The sequence below is a fragment of the Chitinophaga varians genome, assembly GCF_014529945.1.
Taxonomy (GTDB): Bacteria; Bacteroidota; Bacteroidia; order Chitinophagales; family Chitinophagaceae; genus Chitinophaga; species Chitinophaga varians.
In genome coordinates, this window is the sequence record NZ_JACVFB010000005.1 from 88,366 (window position 1) to 114,026 (window position 25,661).

The 25,661-nt window shown below is 47.3% G+C and carries 27 protein-coding genes and 1 tRNA gene; 20 read left to right on the forward strand and 8 right to left on the reverse strand.

The genetic code is table 11. From position 1 onward, the window contains the following. Positions 1-12: 12 nt before the first annotated feature. The 7 genes from ICL55_RS23835 to ICL55_RS23865 all read left to right on the forward strand — a co-directional run bounded on the left by ICL55_RS23835 (position 13) and on the right by ICL55_RS23865 (position 10,551). Positions 13-1,275 carry a fasciclin domain-containing protein gene (locus ICL55_RS23835; protein WP_188102169.1) on the forward strand — a complete coding sequence of 421 codons (1,263 nt, stop codon included), beginning with the start codon at positions 13-15 and terminating at the stop codon, positions 1,273-1,275. Between the two features lie 24 nt (positions 1,276-1,299). Beyond that, positions 1,300-2,319: a fasciclin domain-containing protein gene (locus tag ICL55_RS23840; RefSeq protein WP_223151576.1), complete on the forward strand. Its 1,020-nt coding sequence runs from the start codon at positions 1,300-1,302 to the stop codon at positions 2,317-2,319. A 19-nt stretch (positions 2,320-2,338) separates the two neighbouring features. Beyond that, positions 2,339-5,614, forward strand: a complete 3,276-nt coding sequence (locus ICL55_RS23845; protein ID WP_188102171.1) for a TonB-dependent receptor — start codon at positions 2,339-2,341, stop codon at positions 5,612-5,614. Positions 5,615-5,626: 12 nt separating this feature from the next. Next, the gene (locus ICL55_RS23850) at positions 5,627-7,783 is read left to right on the forward strand and encodes an IPT/TIG domain-containing protein (protein WP_188102173.1); all 2,157 of its coding nucleotides are present in this window, start codon (positions 5,627-5,629) and stop codon (positions 7,781-7,783) included. 165 nt (positions 7,784-7,948) lie between these two features. Next, positions 7,949-8,923 (forward strand): SDR family NAD(P)-dependent oxidoreductase, encoded by a 975-nt coding sequence (locus ICL55_RS23855; protein ID WP_188102175.1) that lies wholly within the window; start codon positions 7,949-7,951, stop codon positions 8,921-8,923. A 10-nt stretch (positions 8,924-8,933) separates the two neighbouring features. Further along, positions 8,934-9,656, forward strand: coding sequence for an SDR family NAD(P)-dependent oxidoreductase (locus ICL55_RS23860; RefSeq protein ID WP_188102177.1), 723 nt, complete (start codon positions 8,934-8,936; stop codon positions 9,654-9,656). Between the two features lie 85 nt (positions 9,657-9,741). Then, complete coding sequence (locus ICL55_RS23865) at positions 9,742-10,551, forward strand: helix-turn-helix domain-containing protein (RefSeq protein WP_188102179.1); 810 nt, start codon at positions 9,742-9,744, stop codon at positions 10,549-10,551. 77 nt (positions 10,552-10,628) lie between these two features. On the opposite strand, the gene ICL55_RS23870 is transcribed toward ICL55_RS23865, so the two are convergent. From ICL55_RS23870 to ICL55_RS35475, 4 genes are all read right to left on the reverse strand, one after another. Further along, positions 10,629-10,784 carry a class I lanthipeptide gene (locus ICL55_RS23870; RefSeq protein WP_188102181.1) on the reverse strand — a complete coding sequence of 52 codons (156 nt, stop codon included), beginning with the start codon at positions 10,782-10,784 and terminating at the stop codon, positions 10,629-10,631. Positions 10,785-11,082: 298 nt separating this feature from the next. Next, positions 11,083-11,238, reverse strand: coding sequence for a class I lanthipeptide (locus ICL55_RS23875; protein ID WP_188102183.1), 156 nt, complete (start codon positions 11,236-11,238; stop codon positions 11,083-11,085). A 121-nt stretch (positions 11,239-11,359) separates the two neighbouring features. Next, positions 11,360-11,515, reverse strand: a complete 156-nt coding sequence (locus ICL55_RS23880; protein WP_168870142.1) for a class I lanthipeptide — start codon at positions 11,513-11,515, stop codon at positions 11,360-11,362. Positions 11,516-11,530: 15 nt separating this feature from the next. Then, positions 11,531-11,659: a hypothetical protein gene (locus ICL55_RS35475; RefSeq protein ID WP_281392597.1), complete on the reverse strand. Its 129-nt coding sequence runs from the start codon at positions 11,657-11,659 to the stop codon at positions 11,531-11,533. Positions 11,660-11,800: 141 nt separating this feature from the next. On the opposite strand from ICL55_RS35475, the gene ICL55_RS23885 reads away from it, so the two are divergent. From ICL55_RS23885 to ICL55_RS23900, 4 genes are read left to right on the forward strand one after another with little or no spacing between them, the layout of a single operon-like run. Further along, a complete protein-coding gene (locus ICL55_RS23885) occupies positions 11,801-12,154 on the forward strand; it encodes a DoxX-like family protein (RefSeq protein ID WP_246496541.1) in 354 nt (117 codons plus the stop codon). Next, a complete protein-coding gene (locus tag ICL55_RS23890) occupies positions 12,154-12,894 on the forward strand; it encodes a DUF2071 domain-containing protein (protein WP_188102187.1) in 741 nt (246 codons plus the stop codon). The genes ICL55_RS23885 and ICL55_RS23890 overlap by 1 nt, the downstream gene beginning before the upstream one ends. Then, positions 12,882-13,631: a class I SAM-dependent methyltransferase gene (locus ICL55_RS23895; protein ID WP_188102189.1), complete on the forward strand. Its 750-nt coding sequence runs from the start codon at positions 12,882-12,884 to the stop codon at positions 13,629-13,631. Before ICL55_RS23890 ends, ICL55_RS23895 begins: the two co-directional genes overlap by 13 nt. Continuing rightward, entirely contained in the window at positions 13,615-14,010 is a 396-nt protein-coding gene (locus ICL55_RS23900) for a hypothetical protein (RefSeq protein WP_188102191.1), read from the forward strand. Before ICL55_RS23895 ends, ICL55_RS23900 begins: the two co-directional genes overlap by 17 nt. Positions 14,011-14,200: 190 nt before the next feature. Here the strand turns inward: ICL55_RS23900 and ICL55_RS23905 are convergent, their stop codons facing one another. Beyond that, positions 14,201-14,953: a DNRLRE domain-containing protein gene (locus ICL55_RS23905; RefSeq protein ID WP_188102194.1), complete on the reverse strand. Its 753-nt coding sequence runs from the start codon at positions 14,951-14,953 to the stop codon at positions 14,201-14,203. Positions 14,954-15,312: 359 nt separating this feature from the next. Then, positions 15,313-15,627, reverse strand: coding sequence for a hypothetical protein (locus ICL55_RS23910; RefSeq protein ID WP_188102196.1), 315 nt, complete (start codon positions 15,625-15,627; stop codon positions 15,313-15,315). Between the two features lie 636 nt (positions 15,628-16,263). On the opposite strand from ICL55_RS23910, the gene ICL55_RS23915 reads away from it, so the two are divergent. Together ICL55_RS23915 and ICL55_RS23920 are read left to right on the forward strand one after the other, a co-directional pair. Further along, positions 16,264-16,557 (forward strand): hypothetical protein, encoded by a 294-nt coding sequence (locus ICL55_RS23915; protein WP_188102198.1) that lies wholly within the window; start codon positions 16,264-16,266, stop codon positions 16,555-16,557. Positions 16,558-16,567: 10 nt separating this feature from the next. Further along, positions 16,568-16,879 (forward strand): hypothetical protein, encoded by a 312-nt coding sequence (locus ICL55_RS23920; RefSeq protein WP_188102200.1) that lies wholly within the window; start codon positions 16,568-16,570, stop codon positions 16,877-16,879. A 700-nt stretch (positions 16,880-17,579) separates the two neighbouring features. Here the strand turns inward: ICL55_RS23920 and ICL55_RS23930 are convergent. Continuing rightward, positions 17,580-17,813 carry a hypothetical protein gene (locus ICL55_RS23930; RefSeq protein ID WP_188102204.1) on the reverse strand — a complete coding sequence of 78 codons (234 nt, stop codon included), beginning with the start codon at positions 17,811-17,813 and terminating at the stop codon, positions 17,580-17,582. Positions 17,814-17,938: 125 nt separating this feature from the next. On the opposite strand from ICL55_RS23930, the gene ICL55_RS23935 reads away from it, so the two are divergent. The 4 genes from ICL55_RS23935 (at position 17,939) to ICL55_RS23950 (ending at position 19,916) form a co-directional block, all read left to right on the forward strand. Beyond that, positions 17,939-18,337, forward strand: coding sequence for a hypothetical protein (locus tag ICL55_RS23935; protein WP_188102206.1), 399 nt, complete (start codon positions 17,939-17,941; stop codon positions 18,335-18,337). A gap of 90 nt (positions 18,338-18,427) precedes the next feature. Then, a complete protein-coding gene (locus ICL55_RS23940; RefSeq protein ID WP_188102208.1) occupies positions 18,428-18,733 on the forward strand; it encodes a hypothetical protein in 306 nt (101 codons plus the stop codon). A gap of 356 nt (positions 18,734-19,089) precedes the next feature. Beyond that, positions 19,090-19,374, forward strand: coding sequence for a hypothetical protein (locus ICL55_RS23945; RefSeq protein WP_188102209.1), 285 nt, complete (start codon positions 19,090-19,092; stop codon positions 19,372-19,374). Between the two features lie 143 nt (positions 19,375-19,517). Further along, entirely contained in the window at positions 19,518-19,916 is a 399-nt protein-coding gene (locus tag ICL55_RS23950) for a P-loop NTPase family protein (protein WP_223151577.1), read from the forward strand. A gap of 904 nt (positions 19,917-20,820) precedes the next feature. Here ICL55_RS23950 and ICL55_RS23955 read toward each other — a convergent pair. Next, positions 20,821-20,893 (reverse strand) — tRNA-Lys (locus tag ICL55_RS23955). 155 nt (positions 20,894-21,048) lie between these two features. Here ICL55_RS23955 and ICL55_RS23960 point away from each other — a divergent pair. From ICL55_RS23960 to ICL55_RS23970, 3 genes are all read left to right on the forward strand, one after another. Then, positions 21,049-22,227, forward strand: a complete 1,179-nt coding sequence (locus tag ICL55_RS23960; protein WP_078668947.1) for a thiolase family protein — start codon at positions 21,049-21,051, stop codon at positions 22,225-22,227. Between the two features lie 162 nt (positions 22,228-22,389). Further along, positions 22,390-24,012 (forward strand): DUF1800 domain-containing protein, encoded by a 1,623-nt coding sequence (locus ICL55_RS23965; protein WP_188102214.1) that lies wholly within the window; start codon positions 22,390-22,392, stop codon positions 24,010-24,012. A gap of 11 nt (positions 24,013-24,023) precedes the next feature. Next, complete coding sequence (locus tag ICL55_RS23970; protein WP_188102217.1) at positions 24,024-25,607, forward strand: DUF1501 domain-containing protein; 1,584 nt, start codon at positions 24,024-24,026, stop codon at positions 25,605-25,607. Positions 25,608-25,661 lie beyond the last annotated feature (54 nt).

Below are 25,661 nucleotides of genomic sequence, written 5' to 3' on the forward strand. Positions count from 1 at the left end.
GACATAATCATCATGAAAAATAAAATATACAAAACGATACAGGCGACTATCCTCTGCGGGGCGTTCTTTGGCATGGGGTTGTTGCAAACCGGTTGCAGAAAGGAAATGTTCATGCCGGAACCGGAAGGCGAAACTGTTCCCTATAAAGACAGTGCCAGCGCCGATATCCAGACAGTCCTGAAATCGACTCCTTATAAGCTGTTTTATGCTGCCTGGCAACGTAGCAATATAGATAAAGACCTGGTGGCATTAGGCGCCAGGGCGTCCGTTACGGTGCTGGCGGTAGATGATGTTTCCATGAAGGCTGCGGGGCTGGATGAAACAGAAATCGGCAAACGTTCTCCGGAAGAGCTGAATCAACTGATGAGATATCACATGCTCAATGAAAAACTGGAACCGTTGACCATTCAGACGCAGAAACTGAGTTCTCCCAGAATGACGATGCTTGATAACCCGAATTTGCAGGAGTCCCGCAATGGTGCAGGGTCAGGGGTGTCCCGTCCTTACACCTACACGTACCGTCACTTTATGGCCATGGCGAAAGACAGCCAGTTGATCATCGATGGCCAGCTTTGCGGAAACTATAAACCCGTAGCAGCGAGGAATGGTATCATCTGGCCGGTGAACAGGCTGTTGCAAAAGCCCGAAAAACATGTCCGGGAGATACTGGAGGAAGATGGCCGTTTTACCATGCTGCTGGCCATCAACGATATGAATGATGCCAGCTGGATGGAATATACCTTCGGGTCTTTTGCGCGCTATGGTGGTATGTTTTGGGGGATAGAACCTGCTTCCAATTCAGTTTTTTTTAACTCCTATCTGGCCCCTACCGATGACGCTTTCCATCAGGCAGGCATTCAGGATATAGAGCAGATGATGGAAATTAACAGCCGCTTCACCCCTGAGCTGGACTGGGAGTCGTACACCATGTCTGGTTTAATTCCTACCGACAGTATCCTCGACTATCACAACTGGGGCAGGTCATACGCTCCCACCAGCAGCGTTGGTTATATCCCTTCGGCAAAGACGGTGTTTTACTCCAATGACCTGGATGATAAACTGCTCGGAGATTACTGGATAACGATGCCCACGTCAACTACAGCCGGGTATAAAATGCCACTACAGTTTATCCGAGAAGGCAATACCATCAAGGTAAAGCTGAGAAACGCCAGTACGCCCGCAGCTACTATCATCGCAAGAGACATCAACACCTTCGAAGGGCCGCTGCATATCGTGGACCGGCTTTTCCTGCCGGATAATTTCAAGGTGAACTAACTGTTGATCCGTTAAAGATTCATGATGATGACTACAAACACAACAATATTATCCAAACGATATTTTTCCTGCCGGTTGCTGGTAGTGGGTTTGTCTTTGCTGATGGCCAGCGCCTGTAAAAAAGATGATACCAGTCCGCAGAACGGTAACGACCGCCTCATGGAAGTGGTGATGGACAACTTTAACCTGAGTAAGTTCAAGGCAGCAGTTGACCGCAGCGACATGCGGCCGGTACTCACCAGCACAGGGCCGCTCACGGTACTGGCGCCCTCTGATGGCGCATTTACCAACGCGGGGTACAAAACGCCCGTTGACGTGGCTACCACCAGCATTCCGCTGATGATAAAGCTCACGGGGTACCACCTGCTTATTGGTAACTATGACCTGAATAAAATGCCCTTTCTTTTCAACCAGGAAATACGGACCTACAACGGTGGCAAACTATATGTGACCCGTTGGGTGAAAGACAACGACACCGTACTGACAGTGAACGGCAGCCGTGTATTGGCAACAGGCATCAAAGCCAGCAACGGCAGCTTACAGGTAATTGACCGGGTGCTCGAACCTTACCTCTTCGAAACGCTGGGAGAAGCGCTCACTGCGGACGCCAGCCTGAGCCTCTTCACACATGCCATGCAACGTTCCGGTTTATTCGATTTGCTGAAAGGCAAAGGTCCCTATACCGTATATGCGGCTAACAATGCTGCCATGACAACCTATGGCTACAGTACGCTGGAGCAGATAGAGGCAGCAGATCCGGCGGTGCTGGCCGCGCTGATGCGTTATCACGTAGCGGCCGACCGTCGTTTTGTATACGACTATATCCTTACCGCCGGTAAATCAGCGATCATCACCCAGACCATGCTGGACGATAACAATGTGAAGATTCAGCTGGTGCCGGATCCAACAAGCCCGGGCCTTTACAACGGTATCACCCTGCAGGGACCGGGTAACTCATCACCCGCTACACTGCTGAAACAGAATATCATCACCGGTAACGGTGTACTGCATATCACCAACCAGGTATTGAAAATAACACGGTAATCAGTTACAATCAAAAGTGATGAACACAAAAAAGATCATTATAACGATATATTCTTTCCTGGCGTTACTGCTGGCAGCTGTTGCCAGTACAGCCCAGGAAACCTCCGGCGGCCTTACCGGAAAGGTACAGGACGGCCAGGGACAGGCCTTGCCCGGCGCCACTATCATCGCGGTGCATGAACCTTCCGGTACCCGCTATCCCGCTATTTCAGATCCCGGTGGCCGCTATCACCTGTTGGGCATGCGCATTGGCGGTCCTTATACCGTCACCGTTACCATGATGGGCATGGCGCCGCAGAAATACCAGAACGTCACCGTACGGCTGGGAGAACCGCAGCAACTGAACGTAGTACTGGGCGACGACCGCAAACAACTTTCTGAAGTAGTGGTGAAAGGCGCGAAAACAGGACCTAAAGCCAATAACTACGGAGCTGGTCAAAATATCAATCGCAGCCAGATCAACAACATGCCGACAGTGAGCCGCAGCATTCAGGACATTACCCGCATGGTGCCACAAGGCAGCAAAGACAATAGTTTCGGCGGTTCCAACTTCCGCTACAACAACGTCACCATCGACGGCGCCATCAACAATGATGCGATCGGCTTCAGCCCTTCCATGGGCGGACAAAGCGGTACTTCCGGTCAGCCCGGCAGCAGTACCCGCACCAATCCCGTTTCCCTCGATGCGATCGAAGACATGCAGGTATATCTCGCCCCCTTCGATGTGAAGATCGGTAACTTCACCGGCGGCAGTGTGAACGCCGTCACCCGCAGCGGTACCAATACCTTCAGCGGCTCCGTGTACGGCTTTGGTCGTACCGCAGCGATGATCGGTAAAAACAAAGCCGGCAACGGCGATAAAATGAACAGTGACTTCAAAGACTATCAGGCCGGTATTCGCCTGGGTTTCCCCCTTATCAAAAACAAACTGTTCTTTTTTACCAATGAAGAAATCACCCGCAGAACAGACCCTGCGCAGCTTTTGGCCGGTAAAGAAGAAACGGCCCGCATCTTCAGCGAGAAAGATGCCGACGATATCCGCCATGCAACCATCCAACGTTACGGCGATATCTTCGATCCGGGTACGGCTGGGATGTACAACTCCTCTTCCGAGTCCAATAAATTCTTTAACCGTATAGATTGGAACATCAACGATAAACATCAGCTGTCTGTCCGCAATAACACCATTACTTCCAGCGCCATCAGCCTGGACCGCGACCAGCAGGATTTCCGTTTCGGCAGCATGGCATTCAAACAAACGAATAACCAGAGCAGCACCGTTGCGGAACTGAAAAGCCGTTTCAATAACACCTGGTCCAATAGTTTTGTCGCCGGTTTTACTACCGTGCATGATTATCGTGATCCGCTCAGCGATCCCACGCTGCCACAGGTACAGATCATGGGCCGCACACCAGGAACTACCATCTATCTGGGTACCGACAGGGAAGCGTCTATCTTCAACATGAAACAACGTACCATCGAGATCACCAATAACCTCACCTGGACAAAAGGCAAACACACCGTGTTAATGGGTACGCACAATGAGCTGTATCATATCAACTACGGTTTTGTGAACGCCTGGAACGGCCGCGTAGACTATCTGAGCATCGATGACTACCTGCGGAATTCACCTTACCGCGTAAGAGGAAGTTATAACTATACCAACAACAGCCGTGACTATATCCTGAACAATCCCGGCGCTGTATTCAACGTAAACCTCTACAGCCTGTACATACAGGATGCGATACGCGTAACCGACAAACTGACCGTTACGCCAGGATTACGTGCGGATTATACACATCTGCCTGCGAAGCCGGAGCTGAGCGATAAAGTGACCAACGCCATCGCTGATCCGTACTTCGGGACCACCTATCACTATACACCGCTGAACCGCATCGAAAACCGCTATTTCGGAAAAGTACAGATATCTCCGCGCCTCGGTTTCCGTTATGACTGGCTGGGAGATCAAAGCCTGATCATTCGTGGCGGCGTAGGTATGTTTACCGGCCGTATTCCTTTCGCATGGCTGGCTTACGCATATTATAATAACGGCGTGAACTACGGTTCTTTCGACCAGAAAGCGGACCAGAAACCATTCACCCCCGGCAGCGATGCCATCAAGCCCGGCAAAAATGGTATTGCTGATTTTATTGAGAAGAATGGTACTGTGATCAATAATCCGAATGCTGGTAAAACGCAGGTAGACCTGATCGATAATAATTTTGTGATGCCGAAGATTTTGCGCGCCAGTCTCGCTATCGACCGGACCACCGCCAGCCAGTGGAAGTTGGGTATAGAAGGTATGGTGACCAAGAGCATTAAAGAAGTATTTTTCCAACAGGTGAATATTACGGACAACCCTAAATATTATGCTTACGATAAAAACCGTCAACAGCCTATCTATTCGGGTAATATTGATCCGCATTTTTCCAATGCTTATATGTTGACCAACACCAATAAAGGTTTCCGTTACAGCCTCACGGGTACGGCCAGCAAAACCTTTACCAATGGCTTGTTCCTGTCCGGCGCTTATACCTATGGACAGAGTAAAGACGCGTTCAACGGTATTCGTAATTCTATGGAATCCAACTGGCAGCTGAATCAGGCGCTGAGCCCGAATAATGCACCGCTGGCTTATTCCAACTTCGATATCCGCCACCGTTTTGTGGTGAATGCCAGCTATCGCAAAGCATGGAATGAGACATGGGTGAGTACCCTTAGCCTGTTTTTCAGTGCGCAGTCCGGCAGTCCGTTTACCTATGGCATTGTAAATAACAGCATACAGGGATTACCGCAGCAGGTAAGCCTGGCTTATATTCCGCAAACAGAAGAGGCTATCCGTTTCTTTAAGGATTATACCAGCAATGGACAGCAGGTGACTGCTGCCGAACAGGCAGAGGCGTTTAACCGCTTTATTGATGGCAACACATATCTCAGCAGCAGAAGAGGCGATTTTACAGAGCGGAATATGGGGCGTACGCCGTGGAATGTGCAGGCAGACCTGCATTTTGCACAGGAGTTCCATCTGCGTAAACTGAAAACGCACTTTATCACTTTTACGGCGGATGTAGTAAATCTGACGAACCTGTTGAACCGTAACTGGGGCATCAGCTACTTTTCTCCCAATACCTTTAACTCTACTGCCAGCGTTGGTTTGACGCCTACCTTGTTCCCGCCGGAACAAAATAAAGGGGGTATACCTGTGTATACTTTCTCTGATCCTGGTACGCCTTACTCCATTGACTATTTTGGTTCCCGTTACCAGGTACAGCTGGGACTGCGTTACACCTTCTAAACAACAGATCATATGCAAAAGCTAACAACATATTTATTGGCCGGGTTACTGTTATCCCTGATGGGTATTATACAGGCCTGTAAGAAAGATAAAGTAGCGACGGTGGTGCCGTTTGAGGTCAGGAGCTATTATCCCAACAGCGGTGGCGCCGGTACACTGGTCACCATTTCCGGTAGCGGTTTCCTGGATGGAAAAGCCAGTGTGGTTTTCAACGGCACAGATGCGGAAGTGCTGAGCAATACTGATTCGGTAGTGGTGGTACGTGCTCCGGAGAAAGGACAAAGTGGTACCATCACTTTCTCCAACGGTACTAAATCACTGACTGTAGGGGAATACACTTACCAGAAACTAAGTGTGCAGAAAGTATATCCGTCTAACGGTCCCGCCGGTACGCAGATACGTATCAGCGGCGCCGGCTTCAGCAGCCTGAAGTCGCCGGCGGAAGTGCTGATCAATGGAAAAAACGCTACGGTGGTAAGTGCCAGCGATACGGTGCTGGTGGCTACTGTGCCGGACGCGGTAGGCAGCGGTCCTGTAACCGTGAAAGTAGATGGGATGGTGTCTGTTGGCCAGCCTTTTCAGTATCAGGCAGTCAGTGGTATTAAACCTGTCAGTGGTGGAAAGGGCACCCGTGTTACCATCAGCGGTGAAGGGTTTACGGCCAACAATGTGGTGGATTTTAATGGTACCAGGGCGGAAGTAGCAGAAGTATCGGGTAACAAACTGGTGGTGATTGCGCCGGAGGGTGTGACCAGTGGCCCGTTGGCAGTAAACATCAACGGACAGAAGATCGTTGGCCCCGCATTTACGGTAGTGCCGCCTCCTGTTATCCGGCTGGTGAGCCCGCTCAGCGGCCCTGCCGGCGCTGAAATGACCATCGATGGAAAGGACTTCAGCACAATAGCAGATGAAAACGTGGTAACGATCAATAATATACCGGCGGTGGTGAAAGCGGCTACAGCCGTCCGTCTTACGGTAGTGTTGCCGATTGGCATGGGTAAAGGACCGGTGATGCTCAGCGTGAATGATCAGCCGGTGAAAGGGCCGGAATTTACGGAACAGAGCCTCGGTATTCAGAAGCTCGAACCATCCAATGGCCTGGCAGGCATTAAAGTCGTGATCACAGGTACCGGCTTCAGTGTAAACCCGGCAGAAAACGAAGTGACCTTCAATGGTGTAGTGGCGCAGATACTCAGGGCAACGGAAACGACCCTGGAAGTAATGACGCCGGCCAACCTGACAACCGGCCCGGTAAAAGTGAGAAGAGCCACATTGGTCGCTGAAAGCCCAACTACGTTTAACCGTGCAGGTATGGCTACCCTCTCCAATCAAATGGGAGCCTTTATCGGCGCCATTGTGGTGGATAACCAGGGTAATGTGTTTGTGTCCAATACCCGTGAGAACTATATCTCCAAAGTTACGCCTGCCGGCGACGTATCCATCTTTGCCGGAGAACCTAATGCAAATGGTTTCGTTAATGGCAACGGCAGAAATGCCCGGTTTGGATCTATTTATGGGTTGACAATAGATGAAGTCAATAACATATACGTTTCAGAGGTAGGTGCCGGCGGTGGCACTATCCGTAAGGTTACGCCTCAGGGGGATGTGACGACGGTCAAAAGTGGTCTGCCCAACGATGTAGGGTCGATCACGAGAGATAAAAAAGGCAACCTCTATTATACGCAGCTTTACAAAGGCGTTTTCCGGTTGTATCCCGATGGTATGCTGGAGAATGTGTTCGGTCGGACAGCCGAGGATTTACGAATTGCTATTAGTAACAATAATGATCTGTTTATAGTAGGGGACAAATATGAGCCTACTTTCTACTGGCAGCAGCTCAACAGTGCGAAGTTGACCTGGGTGGGTTCGTCCAGCGGGTATCAGGACGGGCCGGTATCTTCTGCCCTGTTTGGCGGTACCATCAGTTCATTGCTGATGGACAATGAACAAAACCTGCTGATTGCGGACATGCACAACTACGCCTTGCGTAAGCTGGACCTGTCTACCGGTCAGGTCAGCACGGCCGTTAAACTGTCGAGAGGTTATGCAGATGGTAGTTTGGACCAGGCGAAGATGGGCTTTGTCGCAGATATAGCTATTGATAAAGAAGGAAGTATTTATATCTCTGATCCCAACAACAGGGCTATCAGAAAGATTGTGCTTAAGTGATAGTGCTTGCAATTGAAAGGGTGGGCTGTTCCGAAAGGGGCAGCCCTTTTTGCTGTTATCAGGGAGTTTTACAGGTGGACTTCTAAACAAAGCGAAATCGGACGTTTGAACAAAGTCGGTGGAGGCAGGGTGTTCTACTTTTGTTTCAACAAAAACAATAACAATATGGAACACACAAATTATCAGGGAGCACTGCAAACTCCGTTGGGTTCAGGCTTTCATGCGAAATCCACTACAGGTGAAGTCATCAAAGGCATCGATCTTGCCGGCAAAATTGCCATCGTCACCGGAGGCAATACGGGCATTGGCCTGGAGACCACCAAAACGCTTGCCGCTGCGGGCGCTACAGTGATTGTGCCTGCCCGCGATATCGACAAGGCAAGGAAAAACTTACAAGGCATTGCCAATGTGGAAGTGGCTCCCATGGACCTGATAAACCCCGCTTCCGTAGATGCCTTTGCTACCAGCTTCCTCGCCTCCGGAAGATCTTTGCATATGCTCATCAATAATGCCGGTATTATGTGGGTACCACTACGCCGGGACCAGCGTGGTTTTGAATCGCAACTGGTTACCAATTATCTGTCCCTGTTTCAACTGACGGCCCGGTTATGGCCTGCATTACAGAAAGCAAACGGCGCCAGGGTGGTCAATCTCTCTTCCGGCGGACATCAGTTTGGTGCTTTCGATTTTGAAGACCCCAATTTCCTGTACCGGGAATACGAAACGCTACTGGGATATGGACAATCCAAAACGGCTGTTAACCTGTTTTCCCTCGAAATGGACAACCGTGCTAAATTCTCAAAAGTCAGGGTGTATGCGGTGAACCCCGGCTCCATAGGAGGAACGGAGTTGGGCCGGGAAGCGCCACCGGAACTGTTTCAGAAGATGGGGTTTTGTGATGCCGAGGGCAACTTGTTGCCTGAAGTGGCAGCATCCTTAAAAACGATACCACAGGGCGCCGCTACCACCGTCTGGTGCGCCACCAGTCCATTGCTAAACAATATAGGCGGTGTGTATTGTGAAGATGGAGATGTGGCGGCAGCTGCTGCCGTAAAATCATACTCCCAGGATGAAACCAATGCAAAGCGGTTGTGGACACTAAGTGAAGAGATGACAGGCATTACATTTAATATCCAATAAAACAAAGACCATGTTTAAAGATAAAACAGTGCTCATTACGGGCGGCAACAGCGGTATCGGCTATGCCACCGCAAAACAATTACAGGAAAGTGGCGCCAATGTGATCATCACCGGCAGACGAAACGATGCTGTAATGCAAGCGGCATCGGAACTAAACGTGACCGGCCTGGTGGCCGATCAGTCCAGTCTTCCGGCTATTGAAAGGCTTGCCGCGGAGGTGACCGCACAATATGGGAAAATTGATTTGTTGCTTATCAATGCAGGTATTACCCAGCTCGCACCCATTGAATCGATGACAGAAAAGCTGTTTGATGAAATGATGAACGTAAACTTTAAAGGGGCGTATTTTACCCTGAGCAGGTTTGTTCCGGTGCTGAATGATGGAGCATCTGTGGTGTTATTATCCTCTACGTCAGCGATCATTTCTCCTCCGGGCGCATCTGTATATGCGGCCAGTAAAGCCGCCATCAATGCGGTAGTGAAAATCGCCGCGCTGGAACTGGCCTCCCGGAAAATACGGGTGAACGCGGTAAGTCCGGGGCCTGTAGCCACGGAGATCATGCATAAAATCGGACTGAATAATGACATGGAGGCTCGGATGGTCAACAGTATCCCCATGGGAAGATTCGGTCAACCATCTGAAGTGGCGGACCTGATCACTTATTTGTTGAGTGACAAGGCGGCTTTTATCACCGGCTCAAATTTCCTGATCGATGGTGGGCAGGCCATCTAACAGCAACGGTATCAAATGGTTATTTTTAGTTGGCGAAAGTGGGAGATACGGGTTATTTTTACACAGGCGATTTTCTTTTCAGATCATGAAATACACAGCCCAATATATTACGGAAGATATAAAGCTCTCCTGCTATGAGGACAGCTTTTTTAAGTCAGACATCATGTTTGACCAGCATATGCTGGTGTGGTTCATCTCCGGAGAAACAAAGATCGTACAGGCAGAAACTACTTATCTTTTTAAACAAGGAGATATCTTTTTAATTCCCCGTAACCAGCTGGCCACAATTATCAATTATCCCAAAGATGGCCTGCCACACAAAACAGTGGTGATGCACCTTTCGACAGCCAGATTAAGAGATTACTATGAAAAACTGGCAATGCAACCGCTGGTCCCTTCAGCACAGAAAATTCTCTGCTACAATCATCACCCTTTGCTGGAGAGCTGTCTTTCTTCGCTGGTTCCCTATTTTGATATGAAGGAGCTCCCGCCGGACATAGCGTCATTAAAGATAACGGAGGCCATTAGTATTCTCAGGGCCATTGATAAAGGGATTGATAATGTCCTGGCGAATTTCGATGAGCCAGGGAAAATAGAGCTGACCGGATTTATGGAAAAAAATTTTATGTTCAATTTACCGCTGGAAAAATTTGGTTATCTCACAGGACGTAGTCTGACAACATTTAAGCGGGATTTTCAGAAAGCGTATCAGATAACTCCTCAACGGTGGTTGACACAGAAAAGACTGGAACTGGCCCATTATCATTTTGTGGAAAAGCATGCCAGGCCAGTGGATGTTTGTTATGAAGTAGGTTTTGAAAACCTGTCCCATTTTTCTTTTGCTTTTAAGAAGCAGTTTGGCTATACACCGACAGAACTGTTGAACAGGCAGTAGGGTTATCGTCAATAAGATATTTGCAGGAGATCAACAATACCAAAGGTCCCGGCCTTTGATATTGTTGATCTTTTTCATTACAGCGTACAATTATCTACTGTTCTGCGACAGCCAGGGCAGGTAGTCTGGTCAAAGGATGTCAGACAAATAAAGCCCTGTTTGGGAGTGACATTCAGCGCAGCAATTTGCACTTTCGCGAGCTGCAGTTTTTTGGGAAATGTGTTCTTTTTCATAAAGGTGGATTTACATTAAATAAATAGTCCTCTCCTGTCTTTAGCCGGCAAGCAATGCCCTGGAGCGGATGTTCAGCATAAGAGGTGGAACGCTAATAATATGTATAGAAGGGAAATGTGTGCAAGTGGGTGTTCGCAAGCATAGGTGAATGCATTTTGAGAGAAATAATTCTTTCTAATTTAAATGAAATTTCTTCAATGTGGTAGTCTTAACGGTTTTTGTTGGTGAAAAAAGTTTAGCAAAAAACAGGCTGACTCCTTTGAGCCAGCCTTAAGTATGTGCATACAGTATTGTCTGTTATACGCAAAGAATGGTTTCGATGCAGCCACGGCAAGTGGTTTCAGCAAAAGATGTCTGACAGATGAATTCTTTTTGTTTAGCTTGATTGATGGTCAGCTCGGCGATTTTTACTTTCGCCAGTTGCAGTTTTTTAGGAGAGATTTTCTTTTTCATAATAGCGTTCATTAAATAAGCAGTCCGCTCCTGTCTTTAGCTGCGGAGCAATGCCATGGAGCGGTTGTTCAGCATGTGAGACAGAAAATAAGTCGGGTTTAGTCCGTCCTGAATTTACCTTTTACAGGCAGATGATGGTTTCGTAGCAGCCACGGCAGGTGGTTTCAGCATACGATGTTTCGCAGATGAAATTTTTCTGTTTGGGTTGGATGGCATTCAGGTCAGCGATTTTTACTTTTGCCAGCTGCAGTTTTTTTGGAAAAGTGTTCTTTTTCATAAATAGTGAATTACATTAGTTGTCCTCTCCTGTCTTTAGCCTGGAGGCAATGCCATGGAGTGGTTGTTCGGCATATAAAATTGGAATATGGGTGATGTCTGGTGTGGAAGACGTTAGCAAGCGGGCTTTGCACAGGTTAAACATGTTGAGGGAAATTAAAAGAAATTGGACGTTCTTTCTAATTTAAGGAAATGGAGGTATTTGGAGCAATTTTGACGGTTTTTGTTTATAAAAAATAATTGGTCCTATTACATGAAAGAGAGATTAATACATAAATACGTGAACATGGCGATAGCAGCCGTGTGGATAATAAATGGTTTATACTGTAAAGTCTATAACGGGGTACCCCGGCATCAGCAGATTGTGGCCCGTATCCTGGGAGCCGATTACGCCGGAATATTGACTCGTACCATCGGTTGGCTGGAAGTCTTAATGGCGGTGTGGGTATTGTCAAACATAAAATCCCGTTGGTGCGCTGTTTCACAAATTTTTCTGGTATTCGCGATGAACGTCATTGAATTTTTGGTAGTGCCGGATTTACTGTTGTTTGGAAGAATGAATATTGTCGTGGCTACTTTTTTTATCTTTATTATATACTGGAATCAGTTTGGTTTTTATCGTACCAATACAAATTGTTGATGTTGACGTTACTTAAAAATCACCCTTTTGCTGTAGAAGCATATTTCGAAAGCTCTTTGGTGCTGACTTATGCCGTTCCTGAAGCGATGTTACGTCCGCTGGTGCCGGCCAAACTGGAGTTGGAGCTGTTCGATCATCAATGGGCATTTATAGCAGTGGCGGTAGTGCAAACCCGTCATCTGCGTCCGAAAGGGTTTCCGGAATTTATGGGCCATGACTTTGTGCTGACTGGTTACCGTGTTTTTGTACGATATACGAATAGCCAGGGGAAGAAGCTGCGGGGATTGTATATTTTGAAATCGGAAACAGATAAAAGGAAGATGGAGATGCTTGGCAACCTGTTTACGCGTTACCGTTATACCACTACCGATATTGAGGTGGAAAATGGGGCGGATTTTATCCATGTAACATCCGTTAAATCCGGTATGGATGTCGCTGTGGACCTGACCGATCCGGATGCAGCACTCCCTGCGGGCTCACCTTTTAATAACTGGAAAGAGGCCCGTCGTTTTGCCGGTCCTTTGCCATTTACATTTACCTGTAATGATATGTCAGATAAGGTGTTGATCATTGAAGGCGTACGGGAAAACTGGACACCCAGGCCCGTCGCCGTGGTGGCCGCGAAGGTAGACTTTATGAATCGGCCGGAATGGAAGGATGCTGTGTTGGCGAATGCCTTTTTGATTCAGCATATTCCTTATTACTGGAAAAAGGGCAAAGTCGATATATGGAAAGGGTAAAGCGGAAGGCCTTTCAGGGCGTTATGAATATTATCCGGTTCAACTGGCATTTCTACGTGCTATCGGTAGCATTGTTGATAACTGGTTTGTTTTTTCGTCACCTTGTTCCTGTGCAGGTGTTGTTGTGGCTGCTGACGGCCAGCGTGGTGTTGTCTTTGAGCGTTTCCTGGTATGTCTACGATGCTTCCCGGCTATATCAGTTGCATTGGCTGGATGGTTTAAACATGCGCACTAACGGACGGATTGTTAATATTAATGCTGGTTTTGACGAAACCAGTCACCTGCTGGCTCAAAAATATCCCGCCGCACAGCTCCGTGTCTTTGATTTCTACGACCCCCTAAAACATACCGAAGTATCTATTGAGCGGGCGAGAAAAGTATATCCTCCTTATCCGGGAACGGAAATAGTCAGCACCTCAGCAATCCCTTTGGATACCGCATCTACAGACGTTATCTTTCTGTTGATGGCCGCTCATGAAATAAGAGATTTCCGGGAGCGCAGCATTTTCTTTGGGCAGCTATGCGATAGCCTGCATGAAAATGGACGGCTGATAGTGCTGGAGCATTTAAGAGACCCGCTTAATTTTATAGCCTATAATATTGGCTGCTTCCACTTTTTTTCCGGAAAGTCCTGGCGGCGGGTGTTTGCTTTGTCCCGATTAACTGTTGAAGAAGAACGCAGGATTACCCCTTTCTTATCAGCCTTTATACTTTGTAAAAATGGAACTACATCTTAAGATTACCGGCTATGTGCTGTTGCTGTTATCGCTATTACATGTTTTCTTCCCAAAGTATTTTAACTGGAAGAAAGAGTTTGCCCAGGTAAGCCTGTTAAGCAGACAGGTGATGTACGTACATACTTTTTTTATTGGCCTGATTGTATTCCTGATGGGACTTTGTTGCATCTATGCAACAGAAGAGATATTGCATACCCGGCTGGGTCATTTGCTGGGTATGGGCCTTTTTGTTTTCTGGGCTTGCCGTTTATTCTTTCAGTTTTTCGTGTATTCTTCCGCATTATGGAAAGGGAAGCGTTTTGAGACGACGGTGCATGTATTGTTCTCGTTGCTTTGGGGATACTTCAGTGTGGTGTTTTTGCTGGTGTGGTATCACTAACTAACTAACTAACTAACTAACTAACTAACTAAAAAGCAACTGCCTCAAAGTACTTTTGAGGCAGTTGCTTTTTTGCGTTTATATAACTACAATGAATACACGAGCATGAGAATACAGTGTGACGTAATATATTCGTTTGTTACTGTATTAGCATTCCCTGGTCCGGTGAAATGCCGGTTGGTAGTACGTTCTATATTTCGTAGGTGATCACCAGTTTCGGACGGCCGGCTACATTTGTATTACGAGGACCTGTGAAGATCAGGCTGCGGTAGTAGGCTTCTGTTTGCAGTTGCATGCTAAAGCCGTTATTCTGCCCGCTGTTGATGAGGTCCTGTACCAGGGAGGTAACGTTAAGGGTTACACTGTAATTCCACTGAGAAGTAGAGGCCGGAATGGCTACCTGATTGGTGGTAGTAGTCGCCGGTTGGTTATTCCAGGTAATGGTGCTGGCAGTCCAGGATCCGGTTACACGTTTGATCCAGGCAGGGTTAGTGCCGGAAGAATTGTACGGAGAACCTGGGTAGTAGGAGTTGCCCTGTGGCGCTGCGGCGCTGCTGGTCACACCGGTAAAGGTAAGTGTGGCAGAAACGATGGTAGTGCCAGCCGGAATGGTGCTAAGGCCATTGAATCTGAAGAACTGACGGCCGGTGCCAGGTGTGCCCTGGAAGGTCCATGAAAGCGCCAGGAAATCGGTCTCAGAACTGAAGTTGCGGTTCACCCAGTCCGGATGATTGTAAACAGCCGCGTCGTCCTGGGTACCAGCGCCTTTAGCGAGAGGATCGCCGATGCCGAGGGTAATGGTTTTTTTGCCGTCTTTAATCTGAGCATTGAAGGCCTGATCATGCTGCTGTGGAGTTGGATCTATTGCCAGGTCTTTACGACAGCTGGTTATCATTACCGTTGATGCTAAGATAAGGGTAACAAAGACGTTAGAGATTTTCATACATTAAAGGTTAAGTGAGTAATAAAAAATGGATAAACGCAAAGAGGTATGAATGCCTTATGAAAGCATCATTATTATTGGCACAAGAAAATAGCATGTTAACAAATTAATAGGGCATTTTCACAAAGGTCCGGGTTGATAGTGGTTCAGTTATTTTGAGTTTTCAGGATGGGGGATTTACGATACCATCTATACAAAGATAGGTATTCAGTTTTCATAAAATTGAAAAATAAAAACTAGATAGTTTTACAGGAATGCTAATAGAGCGGATGTAGGAGTAGCTTAGTGCTGGTGTAATAAAAAAGCCTTCAGGTTCTTAAACTTGAAGGCCTGTGCCTTGTCAACTTTATAGCGGCTATTTAGTTAACCGTCGCGCTGACGAAGGTGCTTGTTATGACGCCGGATGCATGCATGTTGTAGCGTGCGTCATAGATGTAATAACTCTGACCGATGTTGGCCTGTACGCCAATGCCCCCTACCGTAATATTTCCCGCAAATGCACCATCGATATAGAGTGTGGCATTAGGAACGAGATCTCCATTGATGTATGTAACGAAAAAGAAAACATAATCAGTTCTTTCGTTGGCAACTGGAGTCGAATGGGCGTTTGAATGAGTAACATTGATGAAGCTTAATGAAAAAAGAGCCAGGGTTAATAGAACTATTTTTTTCATAAAATTTGGGTTTCCGTAAAGGTCTGCAATCTCTGCGCGAGGCATCGGCAGTTGATACCGTAATTTTTCTTTTCCCGTAAAAAAATCTGCTATATTTGGGGCCCCTTAACCTCGTTACCTTGAAAACACAGCCCTTACGCCAACAACAAAATTGTCTGAATTGCGGGAATGATGTACCAAACAGATTCTGCGGCTATTGCGGACAGGAAAATACTGTTCCTCACGAAACCTTTGGCCATCTTGTAAAACACTTCGTAGCAGATATTTTCCACTATGATTCCCAGTTTTTATTGACATTAAAATATCTGTTTACCAAACCTGGTTTTCTTTCCCGCCAATTGCCCTTATCAGCGGATCAAAAGGGAGCATCATGATATCATTGATATCGTCCGGTATAACTACAAAACCTACGGCGGGGGAATTATTCCGCGCCTGCTGAAAGGGGCTGTGGCCGAGGTGAGCTTCTACGGAACTGATTGGGAGACCGGCCTACCAGTAAAGATTCGCCCGGACTATTTCAACATTGAGGAAAACATCGGCGTCAACGCTATTATTTCCTTCAAGACCACCTCTGCGCAGAGCCTTAGCAAATTCCTCTACGATTCTGCTAAATACCAGTATTAGCTTTCTGAGGGAATGTATTTACAGGTGCCGTCAGAGATTAGCGGCAGGCAGTTTAAGGCAGTCTTTACCATCATGCTGCAGACCGTTCCTCCTTATCTGGTGGCAGTGTTTTTCTGGAGCCCAGAGGATCTGGCCAATGGTAAGTATAAATACCGTACTGCATTGATTACTGTCAAGGAGTGTGGGGAGAAATTGAGCTGGCCTGGCTTTGATGCAAATGCTGAAAACGGAGATTGTGGCATCATTCATATGAAACAACCGGAGTGGAGCTTCAAGGAGCTGCACTCGGTAGACATTGACGAATAAAACACATAGCATGAACAGAAATATCAAGCAGATCAGCGCTATTGGTACTATTATTCAGCTCTGTCTGGAAATCCAGAACAAAGGTATGGGGACAGCTTTTGTGGAGTTCACCGGTCATACCGGTACTCTCTTTGGCAGATTCTTTATTCCGGAGTGGAAGGGTGGTGCACACGCTGAATACGCCTTCCAGGTACAATTTGACCAGAAGCACTACGAACCGGAAAAAGCAATCATGCTGATCACCAATCTGCAGGATGTTATCTATACCGGTGTATTCCCGAAAGATTTTAACCATGTCTCCGGAACCGTGTCTGCTGGCTGACGCCTTGTCTGTGTTCTACCAGGACAAAACACCTTTATGCTACGGTAGGACCGGTGATCGTATCCGGATAATCTCTGAGCACGGCGCCGTCCCGATCGTAGAAGATAAAAAGAGTAATCGGCGGCTTTGCGGAGAACTCGGAAGCCTTCCTGGCACGCCAAGAGCATTCGAGAGGAGTACCACTACCAGAAAGAATCCAGCGCATGACCAATGGAAAAACTGGCCAACTCAACCCCCGGTTTGTTCTGGAGATGATGGGTTTCCCTCCGGACTGGACGGAATTACCTTTTCTGAATGGCGAACAGAAAGCATAAAAGCTGCTGGAAATGACGTTGTTCTAAATGTCGTGCTTCAAATTTTTAAATCCATAGAGGCATACAGGCACGTAACCGGATTGGGTTGTGCGTAGATAAAAAAACGGCTGAATTACAATCTATGTATCAAAGGTGTTTTATCATGGTTTGGGCGAAGTGAGTAACCACAGGAGCCTCTGTAGGTTTGGGTTTTATAGTGTAAACATTAAAGCATTGCATTGGACCGAGTGGCTGCCATCCTTCTCTTATGTGATTCTTAACGTAAACTACTAATTGGTTTGTCTCGGTGGCGTCCAAAACTATATAGTCGGTGATCATAAAAATTGCTGGTTTGAATATTAAAAGGCACCACCGCAAACTCGGAAGCGGTGGTGCTGTGATGGTTGTTAGTTTGGGCTTGTAAGCAAAATTTGGAATAAGGTGATTAATGCTTCATGCTGATCCCATGACCAAGCAATGCTGCCTTCATTAGTCTTTGTATGGATTTCGTCCGAAAAAATTATTTCTTCTGAATCCTTACCTGGGATTAGTATTTCGAGGCGTACTGATTTTTCAGAGAGCCTGTGTACTAAAACCTGGTTTCCGCGTGCTGTTCTAAAGCTGTTAGGTATTTTATTCATTTTATAAAAGTTTGTAAATAAGATCAACAATATTTAGTTCACATAGTGGTATAAGGAAATCGGATATATTTTTTGCTAATACTTCACCCTCAATTTTTGTTGTCCACATATAAAGTGATTTTAAAATGAACCTGAAAAAATTTGATTCCGTCAATACTGTGGCTACAGGCCGCGGTAAAATGACAATTTCGTTTAACCATTCCGGTGTTATCGCAATCTCTGGTAAAGCTTGCGAGGCAATGGGTGTAGAGAGTACAGTCTGTCTCTATAAAGATGAGGATTCGGAAAGGGACTGGTATGTAATGCCTGACGGTCCCGACGGGTTTCACCTGAGAAAAAACACCACGAAAGGGTCCGGCAGCGCTTTCAACTCAACGCCCCTTGCCCGGCAGGTACTGCTCGATCTCGATTGGAATGAAAAAAAGGCAGCTATCTGTCGTATCGTGCCAAACCCTGTGGAGGTGAAAGGAGTCGGAAGACTATACCCTATTTTGATTTCATCGGCCCGGAAACCGGAGTTATAGCCCATTTAAATTAGACCTATGGCAAAAGATCCAACTTTTCCGTTTTACGCACAGGACTAATTGGTGGATACCATCAGGTGGTCTCGTGGCATGAAAAGTCTTCATGTCGACCTGCTTGCTGAAAGCTGGATTAACGGAGGGCTCATTGATGAAGGTGATCACCCTTTAGGATTGGAGGGTGAGGACCTGGAGCTTTGGGGCCGGATAAAACATAAGTGGGAAAAAAGGCTTGGGTTTTGGGTAAATCCCAAATTGGAGGAAACCCGCGCGCGGCGTGAAAGTTTCCGCGAAAAGCAAAAAGAGTCCGGTAAAAAAGGGGGCGTCCGAAAAAGGCCACAGTGGTTGAGTCTGATGGAACTGAAAAAGCCAACCCTTTTTTTCTCAAAACCCAAATGAAACCCCTTTAGAAAAGGAAAATGAAAAAGAGAAAGAAATTGAAAAAAAGGAAGGGGTTGCAGGGGAAACCATACTGACCAGGTACCTGATTCCGGAGATGCTGTCCGTGTGGAAAAAACATTCCCCCAGCTATCCAGAAGACCGGGTAAAAGATTTCGAGGCGCTGGGAGGTCTGGCAGAATTCCTGTGTAAACGCCTTAGCGTGCCGTATAATCCCCGTGACAGTGGCGTGGCGGATAGTGTGCTCGCAGAATGGGAGAAGGTGTCGGAATTCGCCTGTAAACACGTTTTTTTTAAAAACTACAGCTTGCAGCAGGTAAACACGCATTCACAAAACATTTTTCAATCGTTGTATAATGGAGCAAGAAGAAAAACGAACCAACCGAACCAACCGAACCTTCAGCCTGGAGGATTTGCTATACCAGCTGGTCCCCGTAAATACGGAAAGCTTTGAGCTGACCCCGGAGGAGGCGGAAGCAGCTCTCCGTGATGCGCAGTGCCGTAAGGGGGACCGGATAAAGTACAAGCTGGACAAAGAGCGCCGTCTGTTATGGGAGACGGAGCTCCTCCGCCCATGGACACCGACGGAAATGATGGCGTTCGTGGAGTGGAAAGCCACCCAGCGCGGCTTGACCTGGTGATGGATGCCAACAACCACGCTGTGTTTAAAGCACTATGTCACTATTTCACCCGGTCGGATAAATTTTGTTCAGCTGGGGAGGGTTTCTCTCTCAACAAAGGGATTATGTTGTGCGGCCCGGTCGGTACTGGTAAAACCACGATTATGGAACTGTTCCAGGCCAATCATTATCGGTCTTATCGTGTGGTTAGCTGTCGTACCATTGCAGATGCCTTTAAAACAGACGGGGAGTACGCATTACACATCTTTTCCCGACCATTCCCGGCGCCGTCACATGCTTCCACCTTCTTTCACGATACATTAGGCCTGTGTTTGGATGATCTGAGTACAGAGGGCATAAAGCGAAACTTTGGGGACCAGGTCAACACCATTGCGGAAATCATTTTGAACCGGTACGATAAAAAACTACCTCATTACCTCACCCATCTGACCACCAACTTAACGGCGGGGGAGATTGAACAGTGTTATTCGGAGAGGGCGCGAAGCAGGATGCGGGAGATGTTCAATATGCTCATTTTAGGCGGTGGTGACCGCAGAAAATAATGAAATGTAAAGAGTTATGAATTTTCCTTTCAGCTATGTTAACAAAGGTGTTGATAAATAAAAGCTCAAAAAAGCTAAAAAAGTTCGTTGTGATGAAAACTTTTATATTTTTGAGTTGTCTTTAAAACAAAAAACGCTGAAATATTTTAATATTTCAGCGTTTTGGGAAAAACATTTACAGATGTAAAAGACCTAATTCCCTCGCGTAATAGGCGATTGAGGAAATTTGAGCCAAGATCATTAGAATCTTGTTCAACGTGTCCAGAGCGTAGCTAAAATTTTGCTTTGGCATTTTGGTTTGATTATAAGATTAATTAATGACCGGACTGTTCCAGAGTCCGGTTTTTTTATGTCATTACAAATGTAAGCTACTGTCAATGCGGCATAAGTTTTAGTTTTCAACAGGTGTGGAAAAAGAAAGTGAAAAGCGTTGAAATGTATTGTGGTATTATGTTTCACAGGCGTGTGGAAATATTGTAATGCTAATATTTTTATATTTTTTACATCAAAGTGCTAACTATTTTTTCATTCTTTGCCCGTTCCAAACTGGTTATAAAAAATAGAGTGATGGCTGTTTTGCCGGTCTTGCGGGAGCTAGTGTTCCTTCTTCAAAAGTTGTCTGTATCAGCTGTAGAGATTTACATTTTTTTGTTTTTCTGTAATTTGTTGATATTTAGTGTTTTAAGCTGGCCTTTTGTGTTTCCCAGTTTGTCGGAAAGACAGAAAGTTCTGTGCGGTAACAGCCATTTAAAAGCAGCGTCTTCTCTTTTGCTTTTCTTTTTTTCATTTGTAGCAATTTGAAAGGTTAACTGTTAGAGGCAATTGTTAGAGGTTGCCTGTTTTTGCTACAAATATTTCAGTGAAGAAGAAACTAAAGCCTGTATGGTGGCAGGCTTTAGTCTTGTGACCCTGTAGGGACTCGAACCCTAGGCCCGCTGATTAAGAGTCAGCTGCTCTACCAACTGAGCTACAGAGTCATTGATAGCTCACCCAAAACGGGTATCGACAAATTTAACGGTTCTCTCGCATATTTGTGTCCTTAATTTAATTAAATTTGGTAACAAGGTAAAAATGTGGATAAATGTCCATGATGTTGATAATCTAACCGTTAGCTCATTAAAATTATTTTTTCATGCAAGAAGCGTATATAGTAGCCGGCTACCGCACTGCGGTAGGTAAGTCCAAAAGGGGAGGATTTCGTTTTTACAGGCCCGATGATCTGGCTGTAGATGTGATTACCGGATTGCTGCAATCTGTGCCACAGCTGGACCCTAAAAGGGTAGATGATCTGATTGTTGGTAATGCTGTTCCGGAAGCGGAACAGGGACTGCAAATCGGTCGCATGATCTCCGTTCGTGCTTTAGGAATTGATGTGCCGGGAATGACGGTCAACCGCTATTGCGCTTCGGGGTTGGAAACAATCGCTATTGCAACCGCTAAAATACAGACAGGGATGGCCGACTGTATCATCGCTGGTGGTACAGAAAGTATGAGCCTGGTGCCGGTGGCCGGCTGGAAAACCGTGCCCAACTACACCGTGGCCAGCACCACCCCTGACTACTATATCGGCATGGGACTCACCGCTGAAGCAGTGGCCAATGAATTTAAAGTGAGCCGCCAGGACCAGGATGAGTTCTCTTTTAAATCCCATCAGAAAGCATTAAATGCGATCAAAGAAGGGTACTTTAAATCCGGTATACTGCCTATCAATGTTGATGAAGTATATGTGGATGAAAAAGGTAAAAAACAAAAACGCACCTTTACCGTTGACACCGACGAAGGACCACGCGGAGACACCTCCCTCGAAGCACTGGGCAAACTGAAACCTGTTTTCGCTGCCGGAGGCTCCGTTACCGCAGGCAATTCCTCACAGACTTCCGACGGCGCTGCCTTCGTCATCGTGATGAGCGAAAGAATGGTCAACGAGCTGGGACTGAAACCTATCGGCCGTTTGGTGGCCTGCGTTTCTGCCGGCGTGCATCCCCGCATCATGGGGGTAGGACCGGTAGCTGCTGTACCGAAAGTGCTGCAGAGAGCTGGTAAAACGCTGCAAGACATCGATCTGGTAGAGCTGAACGAAGCTTTCGCTTCCCAGTCCATCGCAGTGATCCGTGAATTAGGCATCAACCCGGATATCGTGAATATCAACGGTGGCGCCATCGCCCTCGGCCATCCGCTGGGCTGCACCGGCGCTAAGCTCACCGTGCAAATCCTCAACGATATGAAGCGGCTGAATAAGAAGTACGGCATCGTGACTGCCTGCGTAGGTGGTGGTCAGGGTATCGCCGGTATCATCGAAAATATTACCTGATTTTTTTCGTAATACATTATAGCTCAAAGCCGCAGGAAGATTTTCCTGCGGCTTTTGTTTTATATCCCACCAGGTTTTATGATAATTTAATCCTGTTGAATTAAATTTTTTATTAATTTGGCGGAATTAAAGGCCATCCCGCTATCTCAACCATATCGCTTTATGGATCGCAGACAATTCCTGACCTTATCGCCTGCCCGCAATGCGCGGAACAGCAAAGCTGTTGCCCGTACGGCAACCGGGCTTACTCCCTACACTGGTGCCTGGGGTATCCAGCAACTCATTCACCTGCTTAAACGAACAACTTTCGGCGCTACGCCGGACAATATCAATGCCCTGAAAGGCCTTGGTATGCAGCAGGTAGTGGACATACTGCTTACAGCGCAGGCTGACCCTACCCCTCCGGTGAATAATTATGGCAGCGACAGCACTGGCGTGGCTCCCGGCGCCAGCTGGGTGAGAGCTGCCCAGGGCGACGAAATGCTGGAACGCAAAAGAATTGATTCCTACAAAGCCTGGTGGGTAGGGCAGATGCTCAACCAACAGGCAAGCATACACGAGAAAATGGTGCTCTTCTGGCATAATCACTTTGTGACAGAAACCACCATGGTCAACGACAGCCGCTTTATCTACCAGTATAATCTCACCTTACGGCATTATGCAATGGGTAATTTTAAGGCGCTGACCAAAGCCGTAACGCTGGATCCCTGCATGCTCGTGTATCTCAACGGTTACCTGAATTCCAAAGGCGCTGCCGACGAGAACTATGCCCGTGAATTACATGAGCTCTTTACCGTTGGAAAAGGACCTGATTCCCACTATACGGAAGACGATGTAAGAGCCACTGCGCGTGTGCTGACAGGCTTCCGGGTAGATCGTACCGCGATCGTTAGCACGTTTAACACCACGCAACACGATATCACCAACAAACAATTCTCCGGTTTCTACGGCAACAAAGTCATTTCCGGTCAAACCGGCCCTGATGGCGCTGCTGAAGTGGACTCCCTCCTGGATATCATTTTTGCACAACCGGAAGTCGCTAAGTTCATCTGCCGTAAACTCTACCGCTTTTTTGTATACTACGATATAGACCAGGCTACTGAGGCAAATGTCATCCTGCCGTTGGCAGACATTTTCCGTAGCAGCGGCTACGATATTAAAGTCACGCTCAACGCGCTGTTTACCAGCGAGCATTTCTTCGATCCTCTCAACATGGCCTGCCTGATTAAAAGTCCTGTGGATTTCTGTATCGGGATGTGCCGTGAGTTCGGCGTAACGTTCCCCACTGACTATACCACCCAGTACCAACGCTGGGGCGATTTGCACAATGCGATGGCGGTTATGCTGCAAAACCTGGGCGATCCGCCGCTGGTAGCCGGTTGGGAGGCCTACTACCAGGAACCGGCTTATCACGAGCTCTGGATCAATACCGCCACATTGCCCAGAAGGAACCAGTTGAGCGATGGCATGATCACTGCCGGCTACAAAAACGTAAAAATCGATCCGCTGGCGTTTGCAGACAAACTGTCCAACCCCGGCGACCCGGTGGCGTTAGTCAATGATTCACTGGATATCCTGTATCGTGTAGGCGTCTCCGATAATGTGAAGACATTCCTGAAAGACACCATCCTGCTGGCCGGACAAAGTACCAATGGCTACTGGACCAGCGCCTGGAACACCTACAAATCCAATCCCGGCGACGCAGCCAATACGAAAGAGGTGACCAATCACCTGCAAGCCCTGTACAAATACATCATGAACCTTTCAGAATATCAATTGTCCTGAAAAACCTTTCTATGAAAAGAAGAGATTTCCTGAAATATACAGCCCCGGCCGCGATATTGCCCACCATTATCAACGGCTTTTCTATCAAGGCTTTTGGAAGCTCGCCTATGCTGGCTGCATTAAGCGGCGCCGCTGCCGACAATGACCACGTACTGGTGATGATTCAGCTTACCGGAGGAAATGATGGGCTCAACATGGTCATCCCTCTGGATATCTATGGAAAATATCAGTCAGCCAGGACGAATATTGCTATTCCCGAAGGAAAGGTACTGCGGCTCGACAATTATCTTAAATCAGGCCTGCACCCCGCCATGAAAGGTGTGCAGCAATTATATAACGAAGGCAAAGCCAGCATCATCCAAAGCGTTGGTTATCCTTCACCCAATTTCTCGCACTTCCGCGCTACCGATATCTGGCTCACCGGATCAGACTCCAATGAGATACTGACTTCCGGCTGGGGAGGCCGTTATCTCGATACTAAATACCCGGGACCGCAGGACAGTTATCCTAACGCTGATAACCCCGATCCACTGGCCATACAGATCGGCTCTATTGTGTCCCCGGCTTTTCAGGGCGCAGATGCCAGCAGAGGCATGGCCATTACCAGCGCAACAGATTTCTATAACCTCATCGATGGGGTGATGGACCCTGTGCCCAATACCAAAGCTGGCAAGGAGCTGGAATATATCCGGATGATCGCCAAACAGACCAACAGCTATGAAAAGGCAATCAAAGCTGCCGCCAGCAAAGTAACTTCTCAGGGACCATATCCTGCTAATAATAATCTGGCCGATCAGCTGAAGATTGTGGCCCGTTTAGTGGCAGGTGGACTTAAAACCCGCATGTACATGGTGAGCACGGGCGGTTTCGACACCCATGCCAGCCAGACAGAATCCGGTGACACCACCACAGGAGGCCACGCTAAATTACTCGGCGGCGTATCCGATGCCATCAAAGCCTTTATGGACGACCTGAAGGGGCTGAAAGCTTCCCGTAGGGTAGTAGGCATGACGTTTTCTGAGTTTGGTCGCCGTATCAAATCCAACTTCAGTATGGGTACAGACCACGGCGCGGCGGCACCTATGATCGTTTTCGGTGATTATGTGAACCAGGGCGTGCTGGGTAACTCGCCGGCCATCCCCGACAATACCAGCGTTGCGGATAACGTGCCCATGCAGTACGATTTCCGCTCTGTATATGCCTCCATCCTGGAGCAATGGTTCTGCGTGGACCAGACCGACCTGAACAAAATCTTACAGAAAGATTACCAGCGGCTGCCACTGATCAGCGGTGTGGCCTGTGGCGTTATTACCGGTCTGCCTGATTTGAATACCGATGATAAAAAGCTGATCATCAACAGTCCCAATCCTTTTACCAGCGCTACTACCATCACCTATATCACAGGCAACGGCAATACCATGATACAAATATTTGATACTATGGGACGGCTGGTGAGCGTGCCTGTCAATAAGATACACACGCCCGGCACCTATACCTTCACGTTCGATGCGGAATACCTGCCTAACGGGGTCTATTATGCCCGCTTCCAGAATGGCGCCGTTCAGCAGGTGAGACCGATGCTGAAGGTGAAATAGTGCAATATAAATGCATCGTTGTTGCAAATGAGTAAAGTTTATTACCTTTGCTCC

Coding starts and splice junctions, on each gene's coding strand:
- ICL55_RS23835 (WP_188102169.1), top strand. CDS start 13: ATGAAAAATAAAATATACAAAACGATACAGGCGACTATCCTCTGCGGG.
- ICL55_RS23840 (WP_223151576.1), top strand. CDS start 1,300: ATGATGACTACAAACACAACAATATTATCCAAACGATATTTTTCCTGC.
- ICL55_RS23845 (WP_188102171.1), top strand. CDS start 2,339: ATGAACACAAAAAAGATCATTATAACGATATATTCTTTCCTGGCGTTA.
- ICL55_RS23850 (WP_188102173.1), top strand. CDS start 5,627: ATGCAAAAGCTAACAACATATTTATTGGCCGGGTTACTGTTATCCCTG.
- ICL55_RS23855 (WP_188102175.1), top strand. CDS start 7,949: ATGGAACACACAAATTATCAGGGAGCACTGCAAACTCCGTTGGGTTCA.
- ICL55_RS23860 (WP_188102177.1), top strand. CDS start 8,934: ATGTTTAAAGATAAAACAGTGCTCATTACGGGCGGCAACAGCGGTATC.
- ICL55_RS23865 (WP_188102179.1), top strand. CDS start 9,742: ATGAAATACACAGCCCAATATATTACGGAAGATATAAAGCTCTCCTGC.
- ICL55_RS23870 (WP_188102181.1), bottom strand. CDS start 10,784: ATGAAAAAGAACACATTTCCCAAAAAACTGCAGCTCGCGAAAGTGCAA.
- ICL55_RS23875 (WP_188102183.1), bottom strand. CDS start 11,238: ATGAAAAAGAAAATCTCTCCTAAAAAACTGCAACTGGCGAAAGTAAAA.
- ICL55_RS23880 (WP_168870142.1), bottom strand. CDS start 11,515: ATGAAAAAGAACACTTTTCCAAAAAAACTGCAGCTGGCAAAAGTAAAA.
- ICL55_RS35475 (WP_281392597.1), bottom strand. CDS start 11,659: ATGTTTAACCTGTGCAAAGCCCGCTTGCTAACGTCTTCCACACCAGAC.
- ICL55_RS23885 (WP_246496541.1), top strand. CDS start 11,801: ATGGCGATAGCAGCCGTGTGGATAATAAATGGTTTATACTGTAAAGTC.
- ICL55_RS23890 (WP_188102187.1), top strand. CDS start 12,154: ATGTTGACGTTACTTAAAAATCACCCTTTTGCTGTAGAAGCATATTTC.
- ICL55_RS23895 (WP_188102189.1), top strand. CDS start 12,882: ATGGAAAGGGTAAAGCGGAAGGCCTTTCAGGGCGTTATGAATATTATC.
- ICL55_RS23900 (WP_188102191.1), top strand. CDS start 13,615: ATGGAACTACATCTTAAGATTACCGGCTATGTGCTGTTGCTGTTATCG.
- ICL55_RS23905 (WP_188102194.1), bottom strand. CDS start 14,953: ATGAAAATCTCTAACGTCTTTGTTACCCTTATCTTAGCATCAACGGTA.
- ICL55_RS23910 (WP_188102196.1), bottom strand. CDS start 15,627: ATGAAAAAAATAGTTCTATTAACCCTGGCTCTTTTTTCATTAAGCTTC.
- ICL55_RS23915 (WP_188102198.1), top strand. CDS start 16,264: ATGTATTTACAGGTGCCGTCAGAGATTAGCGGCAGGCAGTTTAAGGCA.
- ICL55_RS23920 (WP_188102200.1), top strand. CDS start 16,568: ATGAACAGAAATATCAAGCAGATCAGCGCTATTGGTACTATTATTCAG.
- ICL55_RS23930 (WP_188102204.1), bottom strand. CDS start 17,813: ATGAATAAAATACCTAACAGCTTTAGAACAGCACGCGGAAACCAGGTT.
- ICL55_RS23935 (WP_188102206.1), top strand. CDS start 17,939: ATGAACCTGAAAAAATTTGATTCCGTCAATACTGTGGCTACAGGCCGC.
- ICL55_RS23940 (WP_188102208.1), top strand. CDS start 18,428: ATGAAAAGTCTTCATGTCGACCTGCTTGCTGAAAGCTGGATTAACGGA.
- ICL55_RS23945 (WP_188102209.1), top strand. CDS start 19,090: ATGGAGCAAGAAGAAAAACGAACCAACCGAACCAACCGAACCTTCAGC.
- ICL55_RS23950 (WP_223151577.1), top strand. CDS start 19,518: ATGGAACTGTTCCAGGCCAATCATTATCGGTCTTATCGTGTGGTTAGC.
- ICL55_RS23960 (WP_078668947.1), top strand. CDS start 21,049: ATGCAAGAAGCGTATATAGTAGCCGGCTACCGCACTGCGGTAGGTAAG.
- ICL55_RS23965 (WP_188102214.1), top strand. CDS start 22,390: ATGGATCGCAGACAATTCCTGACCTTATCGCCTGCCCGCAATGCGCGG.
- ICL55_RS23970 (WP_188102217.1), top strand. CDS start 24,024: ATGAAAAGAAGAGATTTCCTGAAATATACAGCCCCGGCCGCGATATTG.